Source organism: Vibrio sp. 10N.261.51.F11, assembly GCF_041471665.1.
GTDB lineage: Bacteria > Pseudomonadota > Gammaproteobacteria > Enterobacterales > Vibrionaceae > Vibrio > Vibrio crassostreae_C.
This window is the reverse complement of the sequence record NZ_JBFROW010000065.1, coordinates 25,775-42,232: the sequence shown is the minus strand read 5'-3', so window position 1 is coordinate 42,232 and position 16,458 is coordinate 25,775. Positions and strand designations below refer to the sequence as shown.

Below are 16,458 nucleotides of genomic sequence, written 5' to 3'. Positions count from 1 at the left end.
TTTTTTATGATTTTAGTTTTTTGAGACGAAGCTATTTGGCTTTAGTTCAAGGAAGAGGCGCGGAGCATACGAATGTATGTGAGCACCTCTGACACAGAAATTAAGCCAAAGAGCGAAGTATCAAAGAGACTAAACGTCTAGGTTTGCTACTTTCAGTGCATTCTCTTCGATGAAGTTACGACGAGGTTCAACTTGGTCACCCATTAGCGTCGTAAACAACAAATCAGCACCAACAGCGTCTTCAATTGTTACTTGCATCATACGGCGAGTTTCAGGATCCATCGTGGTTTCCCAAAGTTGATCAGGGTTCATCTCACCTAGACCTTTGTATCGCTGTAGGCTTAGACCACGACGAGACTCTTTCACTAACCAGTTCAGAGCATCAACGAAGCTAGAAACTTCTTGAGTACGCTCACCACGCTTAATGTAAGCGCCTTCTTCAATCAAGCCATCAAGAGCTTCAGAAAGATCCGCTAGCTTACCAAACTCTTTAGAGTTAATAAGATCGATGCTTAGTAGGTGTTCATGAGTCACACCATGAGTACGAACCACAATCTTAGGAACGCTTAAGCCTAGCTCTTCGTGTTTTTCAACTTCAAGGCTGTATTGGCTTGCACCTACTTCTTTCGCGTTTAGCTGTTCAACAAGCTGCTTACCCCAAGCTTCAACTGCCGCGTCATCATGACACTGCTCGGCCGTTAGACGAGGAACGTAAATCAGTTCGTGAACCAATGCGCGTGGGTAACGGCGGCTCATACGATCAACAAGCTTGATGCCTGCATTGTATTGCTGAACAAGCTTCTCTAAACCTTCACCTGCAAATGCTGGCGCTTCAGGGTTTACGTGCAGTTCTGCGTTGTCTAAAGCCAAAGATACTTGATACTGGTTCATCGCATCTTCATCTTTAATGTACTGCTCTTGCTTACCTTTCTTCACTTTGTAAAGTGGCGGTTGAGCAATGTAGATGTAGCCACGTTCAATCAGCTCTGGCATTTGACGGTAGAAGAACGTCAGTAGCAGGGTACGGATGTGAGAACCATCGACATCGGCATCGGTCATGATGATGATGTTGTGGTAACGCAGTTTATCTGGGTTGTATTCGTCACGACCAATACCACAACCAAGAGCGGTGATTAGCGTTGCTACTTCTTGAGAAGACAGCATTTTATCGAAACGTGCTTTCTCTACGTTAAGGATTTTACCTTTCAGCGGTAGGATTGCTTGGTTCTTACGGTTACGCCCCTGCTTAGCTGAACCGCCAGCAGAGTCTCCTTCCACAATATATAGTTCAGACAGTGCAGGATCTTTTTCCTGACAGTCAGCAAGCTTACCAGGAAGACCCGCTAAATCTAATGCGCCTTTACGACGAGTCATTTCACGAGCTTTACGCGCTGCATCACGAGCACGTGCTGCATCAATAATTTTAGAACAAACTGTTTTCGCTTCACCTGGGTTCTCAATAAGGAACTCAGACAACTTCTCACCCATTGTAGATTCAACGGCAGACTTCACTTCTGAAGAAACCAGCTTATCTTTAGTTTGGCTTGAGAACTTAGGATCAGGCACTTTAACAGAAACAATCGCCGTCAGACCTTCACGAGCATCATCACCAGAGGTCGCAGTCTTCGCTTTCTTAGAGAAGCCTTCCTTGTCCATGAAGCTGTTCAGAGTACGCGTTAGCGCCGCACGGAAACCTGCTAAGTGAGCACCACCATCGCGTTGAGGGATGTTGTTGGTGAAACAGTAGATGTTTTCTTGGTAGCCGTCATTCCACTGCATCGCAACTTCAACGGTAATACCGTCTTCGCGCTCAGAGTTAAAGTGGAAGATTTTTTGGATGATTGGCGTTTTGTTAGTATTAAGGTGTTCAACAAACGCTTGGATACCGCCTTCGTATTCGAAGTGATCCATTTTGTCTTCTTCGCGCTCGTCAATTAGCTTAATTGATACACCTGAGTTCAAGAATGATAGCTCACGTAGACGCTTAGCTAAAATGTCGTAATGGAACTCGATGTTAGTGAAGGTTTCTTCACTCGGCCAGAAACGAATCTCTGTACCTGTTTTATCCGTGTCACCGATAACTGCTAGTGGCGCTTGAGGCTCACCGTGGCTGTAGGTTTGAGTGTGGATTTTGCCACCACGGTGGATAGTAAGAGTAACTTGCTTAGAAAGTGCGTTAACTACTGAAACACCAACACCGTGCAGACCACCAGATACCTTGTACGAGTTATCATCGAACTTACCACCAGCGTGAAGAACCGTCATGATTACTTCTGCTGCTGATACGTTTTCTTCTGGGTGCAATTCTGTTGGAATACCACGGCCGTCATCGCTCACAGACACAGAACTATCTTCATGGATAGTTACAATGATGTCATTACAGTGACCAGCTAGCGCTTCATCAATAGAGTTATCTACCACCTCAAAAACCATGTGGTGCAGACCGGTACCATCATCCGTGTCGCCAATGTACATTCCAGGACGCTTACGTACCGCATCCAGACCCTTCAGTACTTTAATACTCGATGAATCGTAATTATCTGACATAGTTACTCTCTGACTAATTATCCTTGCTCTATTTTGCCATGTTCCACATGAAACATCCTGCTATTTTCGTCATGCATATCTGCAATCTGATCAGCGGTAATAGAGCTTACAAAAACTTGAGCCTGGGTCGCCTTTAAACACTCAGCAAGACGTGCTCGGCGTTGGCTATCTAATTCGGAAGCGAAGTCATCTATCAAATAGATGCACTGCTTACCTGTCATTTGAGTGAGGTGTTGCCCTTGTGCTACTCGTAGCGCGCACACCATCAACTTCAATTGACCTCGTGACAAGACATCTTCCACTGGAGTGCCGTTCACTTTTATCTTCAGATCCGCTTTGTTTGGCCCACTAAAGGTGTAACCAAGCTGCTGATCCCTTTCAAAATTCTTTTCTAATATATCGGCGTACGGGGTGTCTTTGTCCCAGCCACGATAGTAGTTAATCTTTATCTCAAACTCAGGAAGGAAGGTCGCACAGATTTCTTCGGCGACTTCTTTGAGCTGATCAACGTAGGTGGCACGCCACTGACTGATGCTTTCTGCTAAACGGGCCAATTCTTGGTCCCAATAGCTCAGCTCTCGATAGTGCGTTGCCGTTTTCAATAAGGCGTTTCGCTGCTTATTGAGGCGCTTTACCCTGCCCCACGCATCATAAAAGCCCGACTCACTGTGGAAGACTCCCCAATCAATGAATGCTCGGCGATGCTTAGGTCCATCGGTTAGTAAATCAAACCCTTCAGGGTGAATCAACTGCAAAGGTAAGACTTGAGCTAACTGAGCCAACTTTTGCCCAGTTTGACCGCTTATTTTAACCTCTGTCGTGCCATCGCGCTGCTTATTAATGCCAATTGGCAGCTCAAATTGATCCGAGGTCATAAAACGGCCATGTACAAACAGCTCACTACACTCGTTTTGTATGATACGACCGGTAAGTGAACTCTTGAATGAGCGCCCATGTCCGAGCAGATACACAGCTTCAAGGACACTGGTTTTGCCGCTTCCGTTAGCCCCTATAAGAAAGTTAAAGCCTGATGACGGTTGAATGTCACAGGCTTCAATATTTCTAAACTGCTTAACGATTAAGCGCGATAAAGGCATAACGTCTTCATATTAATCTTCAATCACGACTCGGTAGGTCAACATAGGGCTGCTTATAAGCGAATTGGCATAACAACGTACATCGCGCTGTCATCTTGTGCGTTCTCGATAAGAGCACTCGCATTGGCGTCTGACATTGAGATGCGAACCTGTTCACAACGCAGTGTGTTCAGAACATCCAATACGTAGCTTACGTTGAAGCCAATCTCTAGCGCGTCACCGTCGAAGTTAACATCGAGTACTTCTTCTGCTTCTTCTTGCTCTGGGTTGTTCGCGGTAATGCGCATCTCGCTATCCGCAAGGTTAACGCGAACACCACGGAATTTTTCATTCGATAGAATCGCAGCACGAGAAAATGCTGAACGTAATTCATCACAGCCAGCTTCAAGTGTCTTGGTGGTATTTTGCGGCATTACGCGGCGATAATCAGGGAAACGACCATCAACCAGCTTAGAAGTGAAGACATAGTTGTTCACTTCAGCTCGCACGTTAGAGTTACCAATTTGCAGTGTTACTGGCTGTTCAGGTGCATCCAATAGCTTCACTAACTCTTGAACACCTTTACGAGGAACAATGATCTGCTTCTGAGCAAAATCCGCACCCAGTTGTGCTTGAGATACTGCCATACGGTGACCATCGGTCGCTACGCTGCGCAGGATAGAGCCTTCAATCTCAAACAACATACCGTTGAGGTAGTAACGAACATCTTGGTTCGCCATTGAGAATTGTGTTTTCTCGATAAGACCGCGAAGTTCAGCTTGTGTCACTGACACTTCAACTTCACTGCTCCAGTCTTCAATATTTGGAAAATCTGCCGCAGGTAATGTTGCTAAAGAGAAGCGGCTACGACCAGAGCGAACCTGAATACGGTCACCATCCAATACCACCGTGATCACTGAGTTATCTGGCAATCCACGGCAGATATCTAGGAATTTACGTGAAGGTACGGTAATGCTACCCGCTTCGAAATCACCTTCAAGCGTTACACGGCTGATCAGTTCTACTTCTAGATCCGTCGCTGTCATCGACAACACGTTATCTTCTACTTTAATCAGTAGGTTTCCTAGAATTGGAAGCGTTGGCCTGCCACCGAGTGCGCCAGATACTTGTTGTAATGGCTTAATCAGGTGACTACGTTCAATGGTAAATTTCATATCTTGCTCTTACGGTCTAAATGGCACTGCGTAATAGTACGTGGCCAAGATTCTGCTTATTAAGGTTAAGAATACTGTGTATTAAGAAGAAAGGGTACGAATCAAGTTCGAATAATCTTCTTTAATGTCGTGGCTCTCTTCACGCAGCTGAGCAATCTTACGACAAGCATGCAGTACCGTCGTGTGGTCACGACCACCGAATGCATCGCCAATCTCAGGCAAGCTGTGGTTTGTTAGCTCTTTCGCCAGTGCCATCGCCAATTGACGTGGACGAGCAACAGAACGAGAACGACGCTTAGACAATAGATCAGCGACTTTGATTTTGTAGTACTCAGCGACTGTCTTTTGAATGTTATCAATAGTGACCAGTTTTTCTTGCAGGGCAAGTAAGTCACGCAGTGCTTCACGCACGAAGTCGATCGTGATCGGGCGGCCAGTGAAGTTTGCATTCGCAATAACACGGTTCAATGCGCCTTCCAGTTCACGAACGTTAGAGCGTAGACGCTTGGCAATAAAGAACGCCACTTCATCCGCAAGGTGAATTTGGTGGTCTTCGGCTTTCTTCATCAAGATCGCAACACGTGTCTCAAGCTCTGGTGGCTCAATCGCTACCGTCAAACCCCAGCCGAAACGAGATTTAAGACGATCTTCTACCCCGTTGATCTCTTTTGGATAACGGTCAGACGTTAGGATGATCTGTTGGTTGCCTTCAAGCAGCGCGTTAAAGGTATGGAAGAACTCTTCTTGAGAACGCTCTTTATTAGCAAAGAATTGGATGTCATCGATAAGCAATGCATCAACACTACGGTAGTAGCGCTTAAATTCTTCGATCGCGTTGTTTTGCAGAGCCTTTACCATATCCTGAACAAAACGCTCTGAGTGCATGTAAACCACTTTCGCGTTCGGCTTATTATCAACAATGGCGTTACCCACCGCATGCAACAAGTGCGTTTTACCTAAACCAGTGCCGCCGTATAGGAACAACGGGTTGTAGGCTGTACCTGGGTTATCAGAAACCTGACGTGCCGCAGCCAAACCGAGTTGGTTCGACTTACCTTCAACAAAGTTATTGAACTTATGTTTTGGGTTCACGTTTGAGCGGTGATTCAAGTCAACCGCGACAGGCTCTTCATCACGCCAGATATTATGGACAGGTTTGCGAGCTTGTAATTGCGCAGGTGCTGATGACTCAGCGGCCACATCAGCTGCAGTGCGAGTCTGAGTTGGTGTCGGTGTCGCAGGCTTTGGTGCAATCAAACGCTTGCTTCCCACTTCAAAATGAAGATGTGGGATATCGTTACCGCAATATTCTTGCAGCAGACGGTTAATGCTATTTAGATACTTATCACGAACCCAATCGAGTACGAAACGGTTCGGTGCAAATAGAGTTAGAGTATTGTCATTGAGTTCCGCTTGTAACGGACGAACCCACATACTGAATTCTGTAGCTGGTAACTCTTCTTGAAGCTGTTGCAAACACTGCAACCAAAGCGAAGATGACACGGTGCCCTCACTCTATTTAAAGTAATATGAAATGACCGCTAATTTTACCTGTTGATAAGTCAGATCACCAGCAATTGATCACAGATCCAGTGAATAAGATCCAAGTTATTCACAATAAATTTGTAATTTATCGGTGGATCCACACATCTTGCCCCTAATTTACTCACACAATGATCCACTTATGCCCGGATCCTTGCTAGTTATCCCCAAATCGGGAATTCAATCTGGTTATGGTTAATAACATCTGGTTATTTATTCTAGTGAGCATTTTCCCAGTAACATCCAAACCCATAAATATAAGGAGTTACCAAATGAATAACTGGATTAAGGCTGCAATTGCGGCTATCGCACTCTCTGCTGCTACTGTTCAAGCTGCGACTGAAGTTAAAGTCGGCATGTCTGGTCGCTATTTCCCGTTTACGTTCGTTAAACAAGACCAGCTACAGGGTTTTGAAGTGGATTTATGGGATGAGATCGGTAAGCGTAACGATTACAAGGTTGAATACGTAACGGCAAACTTCTCTGGTCTGTTTGGTCTTCTTGAAACGGGTCGCATCGATACCATTTCAAACCAAATTACAATGACGGATGCACGTAAAGCGAAATACCTATTCGCAGACCCATACGTAGTAGACGGCGCACAAATTACCGTTCGTAAAGGTAATGACAGCATTAAAGGCATCGAAGACCTTGATGGCAAGACGGTTGCGGTAAACCTAGGCTCAAACTTTGAACAACTGCTTCGCAGCTACGACAAAGATGGCAAGATCAATGTAAAAACCTACGATACAGGTATTGAACATGACGTGGCACTGGGTCGTGCCGATGCATTCGTAATGGATCGCCTATCAGCACTAGAGCTTATCAAGAAGACTGGTCTACCATTACAACTAGCAGGTCAGCCATTCGAAACAATTGAAAACGCTTGGCCTTTCGTCGACAACGATAACGGCAAAAAACTGCAAGCAGAAGTAAATGAAGCATTAGCAGCAATGCGCGCAGATGGTACGCTAGAAAGTATCTCTCAGAAATGGTTTGGTGCGGACATTACTCAGAAGTAATTACTCACTTTCTCCATTCAAGGCCCACTGCTTTATACAGCGGTGGGCTTTTTGCTTTTGTGCACTGATTAAAAAACCTGATACAACAGTACTTACATATAGAACAACACTGCCAATAAAAATACGAGATAGATTATGGGATTTGACTTTAATTACATGCTGGAGCTGTTGCCAATACTACTGAAGTATTTAGGCACCACGATGGAGATGGCGACCTGGGGCTTGTTCTTTGCTCTGATCCTGTCTCTGATACTGGCGAATATTCGTGTATTCAAAATCCCAGTGCTCGACCAACTGAGCCAGCTGTACATTAGCTTCTTCCGAGGCACACCACTGTTGGTGCAGCTGTTCCTCCTTTATTACGGCTTACCACAAGTCTTCCCGTGGATGGTTGGGTTGGATGCCTTCAGCGCCGCTGTGATTGGCTTAACCCTGCACTTTGCCGCGTATATGGCAGAAAGTATTCGTGCCGCGATTATCGGTATTGATCGCAGCCAGATGGAAGCCAGCCTTTCGGTCGGTATGACAACCAGCCAAGCGATGCGCCGAGTGATCTTACCGCAAGCAACTCGCGTGGCACTGCCGTCGTTGATGAACTACTTCATCGATATGATCAAGTCGACTTCACTTGCCTTCACCCTAGGTGTCGCCGAAATCATGGCTAAAGCTCAGATGGAGGCTTCTTCAAGTTTCCGCTTCTTCGAGGCTTTCTTAGCAGTCGCACTGATTTACTGGGGCGTGGTGGTTATCCTCACTCGTATTCAAATTTGGGCCGAAGTGAAACTGAATAAGGCGTATGTACGATGATCAAATTACAAAGTATCCACAAGCAGTTTGGTGACACCGAAGTTTTGAAAGGGATCGACCTAGAAATCAAACAAGGTGAGATAATTGTCATCATAGGTTCAAGTGGTACGGGTAAATCTACCCTACTGCGTTGTGTGAATTTTCTAGAGCAAGCCGATCAAGGCACGATTTCGATTGATGATATCAAGGTTGATACTCAGAAACACACTAAGGCAGAGGTGCTTGCACTGCGTCGTAAGACCGGTTTTGTGTTCCAAAACTATGCACTGTTCGCTCACCAAACCGCGAGACAGAATATTGCTGAAGGTTTAATTACCGTTCGTGGTTGGAAAAAACAGCAAGCCCATGAAAAAGCACAACAAATACTTGATGATATTGGCTTAGGTGACAAAGGTGATAGCTACCCAGCCGCGCTCTCTGGTGGCCAGCAACAACGGGTGGGTATTGGCCGTGCAATGGCACTACAACCCGAGCTTTTACTGTTTGATGAGCCGACTTCAGCGCTCGATCCTGAGTGGGTTGGCGAAGTGCTTAACCTAATGAAAAAACTGGCAAATCAGCATCAAACCATGCTGGTGGTTACCCATGAAATGCAGTTCGCGAGAGAGGTCGCAGACCGAGTGATCTTCATGGCTGACGGCCATATTATCGAGCAGGGATCTCCACAGGATATTTTTGGTAATCCACAGGATCCTAAATTAAAAAAATTCTTAAATAAGGTTGGGATCGACTAAGGATCCTTGTGATTTTAGTTATTCTACGTATAATCCCCCGACCGGAATTTTAGTTAACCCAATCATTGACACTTTTTGTGACAGTGATTACAATTCCGCCTCTTTGTTGAGAGGCGTCGGTTTTCCTTTCTTATATAAAGAAGAGAAAAAATGCCCACGCCGGGTTTAACAAAAACCTAAAACTACTGATCAGTAAGGTAATTACAATGAAACGCACTTTTCAACCTACAGTTCTAAAGCGTAAGCGTACTCACGGTTTCCGTGCTCGCATGGCTACTAAGAACGGTCGCGCAACAATCAATGCACGTCGTGCAAAAGGCCGTAAGCGTCTTTCTAAGTAATCTTTGATTATTTTGAATAAGCTAGCCTTCGGTCGGGAGTTACGCTTGTTAACTCCCGAACATTATCAAAATGTCTTCAAGCAAGCTCATCGAGCTGGCTCCCCTCATTTCACCATCATTGCCCGAAATAACTCTCTTTCAAATCCTCGTCTTGGATTAGCCGTTCCGAAAAAGCAGATTAAAACCGCCGTGGGTCGTAACCGATTCAAGCGTCTTACTCGTGAAAGCTTTCGTAACACTCAACACAAACTTCCTAACAAAGATTTTGTTGTAATCGCTAAGAAGAGCGCGCAAGATTTAAGCAATGAAGAAATGTTCAAGCTACTCGACAAATTATGGCTTCGCCTGTCTCGCCCTTCGCGTGGATAGCGCTAATGCCCATCTATTTTTATAGATGGTTTATTAGTCCACTCATCGGCCCACGCTGCCGATTTACTCCAACCTGCTCTTTATATGCGATAGAAGCGTTGAAAGCTCACGGTTTTGTAAAAGGGTGTTGGTTATCAGGCAAACGTCTATTAAAATGCCATCCTTTGAACGAAGGGGGCTTTGACCCCGTTCCACCAGTCCAAAAACAAGACAGAGATAAATAACGATGGATTCTCAACGTAATATCCTGTTAATCGCATTGGCTTTGGTTTCTTTCCTACTGTTCCAACAATGGAACGTAGCTCAGAATCCAGCACCACAAGCGGTTGAGCAGGCACAATCTGGCAGCACCCTACCAGCGCCATCTTATGCAGATGATCTAGACCCGGCTCCTGGTCAAGTTGCTTCTTCTGCTAAAACTATCACAGTAACAACTGATGTACTGACTCTGTCAATTGATACGGTTGGTGGTGATGTCGTTAAAGCAAACCTAAACGATTACTCTGCTGAGTTCGATTCTGAAGATACGTTTGTTCTTCTTAAAAACGAACCAGGTCACCAATTTATCGCACAAAGCGGTCTAGTGGGTCCTCAAGGTATCGATTTAAGCAGCACAAACCGCCCAAGCTACACAGTTTCAGCAGACAGCTTCACGCTTGCTGATGGTCAGGATGAACTACGCATCCCGATGACTTACCAAGCGAACGGCCTTGATTACACGAAAACATTCATCCTTAAGCGTGGCAGCTACGCAATGGATGTTGAATACGATGTAGTCAACAACTCTGGTAACAACGCGACATTCGGCATGTACGCTCACCTGCGTCAGAACGTAATGGATGACGGCGGTAGCCTAACAATGCCAACTTACCGTGGTGGTGCTTACTCTACGGAAGATACGCGTTACAAAAAATACAGCTTCGACGACATGCAAGATCGCAACCTGTCTCTTAACCTAGCAAACGGTCAAGGTTGGGCAGCGATGATTCAGCACTACTTTGCAAGTGCATGGATCCCACGCGACGAAGCAGGCAGCAACCTTTACACTCGTGTAATTGGTAACCTTGGCGACATCGGTGTTCGCATGCCGAACAAAACCATCGCTACTGGCGACGAAGCAAACTTCAAAGCAACGCTTTGGGTTGGTCCTAAACTTCAAGACCAAATGGCTGCTGTTGCACCTAACCTAGACCTAGTAGTTGACTACGGTTGGTTATGGTTCATTGCTAAACCACTTCATACTCTGCTTTCGTTCATTCAAGGCATCGTTGTGAACTGGGGTCTGGCAATCATCTGTCTAACTTTCATCGTTCGTGGTGCTATGTACCCACTAACGAAAGCTCAGTACACGTCTATGGCGAAAATGCGTATGCTTCAGCCTAAGCTGACTGCAATGCGTGAGCGTATCGGCGACGACCGTCAACGCATGAGCCAAGAAATGATGGAGCTTTACAAGAAAGAGAAAGTAAACCCACTAGGTGGCTGTTTACCTATCCTTCTGCAAATGCCTATCTTCATTTCGCTATACTGGGCACTAATGGAGTCTGTTGAACTGCGTCACTCACCGTTCTTCGGTTGGATTACTGACCTTTCAGCACAAGACCCATACTACATCTTGCCACTTCTGATGGGTGCTTCAATGTTCCTAATCCAGAAGATGAGCCCGACAACTGTAACGGATCCAATGCAGCAGAAGATCATGACCTTTATGCCGGTTATGTTCACATTCTTCTTCCTGTTCTTCCCTTCAGGTCTGGTTCTATACTGGCTAGTATCGAACATCGTAACTCTGATTCAGCAAACGCTTATCTACCGCGCGCTGGAAAAGAAAGGCTTACATTCTAAGTAAGTTCGATAATAGAAAGAGACAAAGAAAGGCGACCAAAAGGTCGCCTTTTTGTTTTTAGCTGATTACAATTCAGCTAATTGATTAATCGTGAGCGCCCCTTTTTGGCTTTCACATGCTAGCAGGCACAACTATGACTACAGATACGATTGTTGCTCAAGCGACTGCACCCGGCCGTGGCGGCGTCGGTATTATTCGCGTTTCAGGCCCACAAGCAGCCCAAGTTGCGCTTGAAGTTACCGGCAAAGTACTGAAACCACGTTACGCTGAGTACACCCCTTTTAAATCTCACGATGGTTTAGAGCTAGACCAAGGCATCGCGCTTTACTTTCCTAACCCGCACTCGTTTACCGGTGAAGACGTTTTAGAGCTGCAAGGCCACGGTGGTCCTGTGGTAATGGATATGCTCATCAAGCGCATCCTCGCTATTCCAGGGCTACGCGCAGCACGCCCAGGTGAGTTCTCGGAGCGTGCCTTCTTGAACGACAAGATGGATTTAACCCAAGCAGAAGCGATTGCTGACCTCATTGATGCCAGTTCAGAAGAAGCGGCGAAATCAGCTCTGCAATCGTTACAAGGCGAGTTTTCAAAACGCATTAATACGCTGGTGGATTCTCTGATTCACTTACGCATCTATGTTGAAGCCGCTATCGACTTCCCAGAAGAAGAGATTGATTTCCTTGCTGACGGTAAAGTAAGTGCTGACTTACAAGCTATCATCGACAACCTCGAAGCGGTTCGCCAAGAAGCCAATCAAGGTGCCATCATGCGTGAAGGTATGAAGGTGGTGATTGCAGGTCGTCCTAATGCCGGTAAGTCGAGCTTACTGAATGCATTATCGGGTAAAGACTCCGCGATTGTGACTGATATTGCAGGTACAACCCGTGATGTACTTCGTGAACATATCCATATTGATGGTATGCCACTGCACATTATTGATACCGCAGGCCTGCGTGAAGCCTCGGATGAAGTCGAAAAAATCGGTATTGAACGCGCTTGGGAAGAAATTGCTCAAGCCGATCGCGTTTTATTTATGGTCGATGGCACCACTACCGATGCAACCGACCCGAAAGATATCTGGCCAGATTTCGTTGATCGTCTGCCGAATAACATCGGAATGACCGTGATTCGTAACAAAGCCGATCAAACCGGTGAAGATCTCGGGATTTGCCATGTTAATGATCCAACTCTGATTCGACTATCAGCAAAGACGGGACAAGGCGTTGATGCACTACGTAATCACTTAAAAGATTGCATGGGCTTTGCTGGTGGCAATGAAGGTGGCTTCATGGCACGTCGTCGCCACTTAGATGCCCTAGAACGCGCATCTGAGCATCTAGATATTGGCCAGCAACAGCTCGAAGGCTATATGGCAGGGGAAATCTTGGCAGAAGAACTGCGTATAACGCAGCAACACCTTAACGAGATTACTGGTGAATTCAGTTCCGATGACCTACTCGGCCGTATCTTCACCTCTTTCTGTATTGGTAAATAACCTTTAAAGGCCGGCTCATGCTGGCCTTTTTCTTTAGTAAGGACAGCTTAATGATCCACATTATTACAGGCAGCACCTTAGGTGGTGCAGAGTACGTTGGCGATCACCTTAATGATCTTCTTAAAGAGCAAGGCCACGAGATCACCCTTCATAATCAGCCTGAATTCGATGATATTCCCCAACAAGGCTTTTGGTTGCTGGTGACTTCAACTCATGGTGCGGGTGAATTTCCAGATAATATTAAGCCGTTTATCGACGCATTGACCCAGCAATCTCCAGATTTAAGCCCGGTTCGCTTTGCTGTCGTGGCGCTTGGTGATTCGAGTTACGATACCTTCTGTTTGGCGGGAAAATCAGTCCACAGCCAGATGAAAGAGCTCGGTGCTCAGCCTATTTCTGACTGTTTTACCATCGATGTATTGGAAACTCCGGTACCAGAAGACGCAGCAGAAGCTTGGTTCAACGATCATAGCGACCAGTTTTAACCTCTCTCCTCTCTCAAAAAGCGGCTTATGCCGCTTTTTTTGTCTCTGAACATCGTGATTGTGAATAACTTTTTTTCAAAAACATCGAAAATTAGCGATCTATTTTCAATTTCTGCTGTGGATAAGATCATACATATACGGTGATTAACCTATAGTTATCCAAATAACAAGTTTTAGGCTAATTTCCTCCTGTGAATAAGTAGCCATTTTGATCCCAGCTAATCCTCATCCTGATCAAAGTTAGATCACATCATTTGATCCAAAAAAGATCCATGATCTCGTTGATCATTTCCGACTTATCCACAGATACCCTCGATCCTAATAATAGATCTAATAAAAGATCTCCTTAAAGATCTTATCTATATTAATTAAAAACAGCTTTTTCGAAAAATCCCAAAAACGTTTTCTCAGGCTATGAAAACAGGTAGAATATCGCTCCTTTTTATCAATCTAGAAAACGTTTGAATACCTGAGGTCGGTTCATGCTTTATCACGAAAAATTTGACGTCATCGTTGTTGGTGGTGGCCATGCAGGAACGGAAGCCGCACTCGCATCTGCACGTACTGGTCAAAGTACGTTATTACTTACTCATAATATCGATACACTAGGACAAATGTCTTGTAACCCAGCCATTGGCGGGATCGGTAAGGGCCACTTGGTAAAAGAGGTCGATGCAATGGGTGGATTAATGGCGCAAGCTATTGATCATGCAGGTATTCAGTTCAGAACATTGAACGCATCAAAAGGCCCTGCGGTTCGTGCTACTCGTGCACAAGCTGACCGCGCACTGTACAAAGCCTTTGTTCGTAACGTTCTTGAAAACACGCCAAACCTGACTTTGTTCCAACAGTCGGTTGATGACTTGATCGTTGAACAGGATCAAGTGGTAGGTGTGGTAACGCAGATGGGCCTTAAGTTCCGCGCAAGCGCTGTGGTTCTGACTGTGGGCACATTCCTAGGCGGCAAGATCCATATTGGTATGGAAAGTTCTTCAGGTGGCCGTGCTGGTGATCCACCATCGATCGCACTGGCTGACCGTCTTCGTGATCTTCCATTCCGAGTTGATCGCCTGAAAACAGGTACTCCTCCTCGTATCGATGCGCGTAGCGTTGATTTTTCTGAGCTTGAGGTTCAGCACGGTGATAACCCGACGCCTGTTTTCTCGTTCATGGGCAGCCGAGCTCAACAACCTCGTCAAATTCCATGTTACATCACGCATACCAATGAAAATACGCATGACGTAATTCGTGCCAACCTTGATCGCAGCCCTATGTACGCGGGTGTGATTGAAGGCATTGGCCCTCGTTACTGCCCTTCGATTGAAGACAAAGTAATGCGTTTTGCTGACAAGAACAGTCACCAAATTTTTATTGAGCCAGAAGGTCTAACGACTCACGAGCTATACCCGAATGGTATCTCTACCAGTCTGCCGTTTGATGTACAGGTTCAAATTGTTCGTTCGATGAAGGGCTTTGAAAATGCTCATATCGTTCGCCCTGGCTATGCGATTGAGTACGATTTCTTTGATCCTCGCGACCTTAAGCTGACTTACGAAACTAAGTTTATCAAAGGTCTATTCTTTGCGGGTCAAATCAACGGTACCACTGGCTATGAAGAAGCGGCTGCACAAGGCTTGATGGCCGGTCTGAATGCAAGTTTGTTTACTCAAGGCAAAGAAGGCTGGAGTCCACGTCGTGACCAAGCTTACATGGGCGTGCTTATCGACGACCTATCTACCATGGGTACCAAAGAACCTTACCGCATGTTTACGTCTCGCGCGGAATACCGTCTGCTGCTTCGTGAAGACAACGCCGATATCCGCTTGACTGAAAAGTCGCGTGAACTTGGCCTTGTTGATGACGCTCGTTGGGCTCGTTTCAACGAGAAGATGGAAAACATGGAGAAGGAGCGTCAACGTCTGAAAGAGACTTGGATTAATCCAAAATCTGAAGATATTGATCAACTGAACCAAATTCTGAAAACACCAATGTCTCGTGAAGCGAGCGGTGAAGATCTTCTTCGTCGCCCTGAAATGACTTATTCACAGTTAACCGCATTGGATCGTTTTGGTCCTGCACTGGAAGATCAACAAGCGTCTGAGCAAGTTGAGATCCAAGTGAAGTACGATGGTTACATTCAGCGTCAACAAGACGAAATTGAAAAATCACTGCGTCATGAAAACACCAAACTGCCTGCTGATATCGATTACAGCAAGGTAAAAGGACTTTCTAACGAAGTGGTTCTTAAACTAACGACAGCTAAGCCTGACTCAATTGGTATTGCTTCGCGAATTTCAGGTATCACACCCGCAGCAATCTCAATTCTGTTGGTTTACTTGAAAAAACACGGCCTGTTGAAAAAAGGTGAGGAAGCATAATGAGCGCATTACGCGAAAAACTGGATCACCTTATTGGCCAGACTGAACTTGAAGTATCTGAAAAACAACGTGGCCAGTTGGTTGGCTACGTTGAGTTACTGAACAAGTGGAACAAAGCTTATAACCTAACATCAGTTCGTGACCCACAAGAAATGATGGTGAAACATATCTTAGATAGCATCATTGTTAGCACTCACTTACAAGGTAAGCGCTTTATCGATGTGGGTACGGGACCTGGTCTTCCTGGGATTCCGCTCTCAATCATGAATCCAGACTGCGAGTTTTACTTGCTAGACAGCCTAGGTAAGCGTATTCGTTTTATCAAACAGGTGATTCATGAGCTGGGTATCGACAACGTGGTACCGGTTCAAAGTCGCGTTGAAGAATTTCAACCAGAAGAAAAGTTTGATGCAGTGCTCAGTCGTGCATTTGCGTCAATGACAGACATGGTAGAGTGGTGTCACCATTTACCTAAAGAGCAATCCGGTGTATTTTTGGCTCTTAAGGGACAACATCCTAGAGACGAAATCGACCTGTTACCTGAATGGTGTTCAGTGACAGACATTAAAGCTTTGCAAGTGCCAGAGCTTGATGGAGAGCGTCATCTAGTTACTTTATCGCGTCAGGGATAATCAGCGAGG

Annotated in this window: 15 protein-coding genes; 11 read left to right on the top strand and 4 right to left on the bottom strand. The window is 45.6% G+C overall.

The window, feature by feature from the left end:
- Nucleotides 1–129: 129 nt before the first annotated feature.
- The 4 genes from gyrB to dnaA form a co-directional block, all read right to left on the bottom strand.
- On the bottom strand, nt 130–2,547 hold the full coding sequence (gene gyrB / locus AB4351_RS18440) for a DNA topoisomerase (ATP-hydrolyzing) subunit B (RefSeq protein ID WP_017058811.1): 2,418 nt from the start codon (nt 2,545–2,547) through the stop codon (nt 130–132).
- A 17-nt stretch (nt 2,548–2,564) separates the two neighbouring features.
- Nucleotides 2,565–3,644: a DNA replication/repair protein RecF gene (recF, locus tag AB4351_RS18435; RefSeq protein WP_017058810.1), complete on the bottom strand. Its 1,080-nt coding sequence runs from the start codon at nt 3,642–3,644 to the stop codon at nt 2,565–2,567.
- 53 nt (nt 3,645–3,697) lie between these two features.
- A complete protein-coding gene (dnaN, locus tag AB4351_RS18430) occupies nt 3,698–4,798 on the bottom strand; it encodes a DNA polymerase III subunit beta (RefSeq protein WP_017058809.1) in 1,101 nt (366 codons plus the stop codon).
- Nucleotides 4,799–4,879: 81 nt separating this feature from the next.
- A complete protein-coding gene (gene dnaA, locus AB4351_RS18425; RefSeq protein ID WP_372126809.1) occupies nt 4,880–6,301 on the bottom strand; it encodes a chromosomal replication initiator protein DnaA in 1,422 nt (473 codons plus the stop codon).
- 311 nt (nt 6,302–6,612) lie between these two features.
- On the opposite strand from dnaA, the gene AB4351_RS18420 reads away from it, so the two are divergent.
- From AB4351_RS18420 to rsmG, 11 genes are all read left to right on the top strand, one after another.
- A complete protein-coding gene (locus AB4351_RS18420) occupies nt 6,613–7,362 on the top strand; it encodes an amino acid ABC transporter substrate-binding protein (RefSeq protein ID WP_009848135.1) in 750 nt (249 codons plus the stop codon).
- Between the two features lie 135 nt (nt 7,363–7,497).
- Entirely contained in the window at nt 7,498–8,169 is a 672-nt protein-coding gene (locus AB4351_RS18415; protein WP_009848134.1) for an amino acid ABC transporter permease, read from the top strand.
- Complete coding sequence (locus tag AB4351_RS18410; RefSeq protein WP_017063027.1) at nt 8,166–8,903, top strand: amino acid ABC transporter ATP-binding protein; 738 nt, start codon at nt 8,166–8,168, stop codon at nt 8,901–8,903. Before AB4351_RS18415 ends, AB4351_RS18410 begins: the two co-directional genes overlap by 4 nt.
- Before the next feature lie 206 nt (nt 8,904–9,109).
- Complete coding sequence (gene rpmH / locus AB4351_RS18405) at nt 9,110–9,244, top strand: 50S ribosomal protein L34 (protein WP_004735800.1); 135 nt, start codon at nt 9,110–9,112, stop codon at nt 9,242–9,244.
- 45 nt (nt 9,245–9,289) lie between these two features.
- A complete protein-coding gene (rnpA, locus tag AB4351_RS18400; protein WP_017055478.1) occupies nt 9,290–9,613 on the top strand; it encodes a ribonuclease P protein component in 324 nt (107 codons plus the stop codon).
- Nucleotides 9,580–9,837 carry a membrane protein insertion efficiency factor YidD gene (yidD, locus tag AB4351_RS18395; RefSeq protein WP_372126807.1) on the top strand — a complete coding sequence of 86 codons (258 nt, stop codon included), beginning with the start codon at nt 9,580–9,582 and terminating at the stop codon, nt 9,835–9,837. Before rnpA ends, yidD begins: the two co-directional genes overlap by 34 nt.
- A 2-nt stretch (nt 9,838–9,839) precedes the next feature.
- Nucleotides 9,840–11,462, top strand: coding sequence for a membrane protein insertase YidC (gene yidC, locus AB4351_RS18390; protein WP_017058806.1), 1,623 nt, complete (start codon nt 9,840–9,842; stop codon nt 11,460–11,462).
- Nucleotides 11,463–11,592: 130 nt separating this feature from the next.
- Entirely contained in the window at nt 11,593–12,954 is a 1,362-nt protein-coding gene (gene mnmE / locus AB4351_RS18385; RefSeq protein WP_029235098.1) for a tRNA uridine-5-carboxymethylaminomethyl(34) synthesis GTPase MnmE, read from the top strand.
- A gap of 50 nt (nt 12,955–13,004) precedes the next feature.
- Nucleotides 13,005–13,439, top strand: coding sequence for an FMN-binding protein MioC (gene mioC, locus AB4351_RS18380; RefSeq protein WP_372126805.1), 435 nt, complete (start codon nt 13,005–13,007; stop codon nt 13,437–13,439).
- Between the two features lie 482 nt (nt 13,440–13,921).
- The gene (mnmG, locus tag AB4351_RS18375; RefSeq protein WP_017058802.1) at nt 13,922–15,817 is read left to right on the top strand and encodes a tRNA uridine-5-carboxymethylaminomethyl(34) synthesis enzyme MnmG; all 1,896 of its coding nucleotides are present in this window, start codon (nt 13,922–13,924) and stop codon (nt 15,815–15,817) included.
- Entirely contained in the window at nt 15,817–16,449 is a 633-nt protein-coding gene (gene rsmG, locus AB4351_RS18370) for a 16S rRNA (guanine(527)-N(7))-methyltransferase RsmG (protein ID WP_017058801.1), read from the top strand. The genes mnmG and rsmG overlap by 1 nt, the downstream gene beginning before the upstream one ends.
- Nucleotides 16,450–16,458 lie beyond the last annotated feature (9 nt).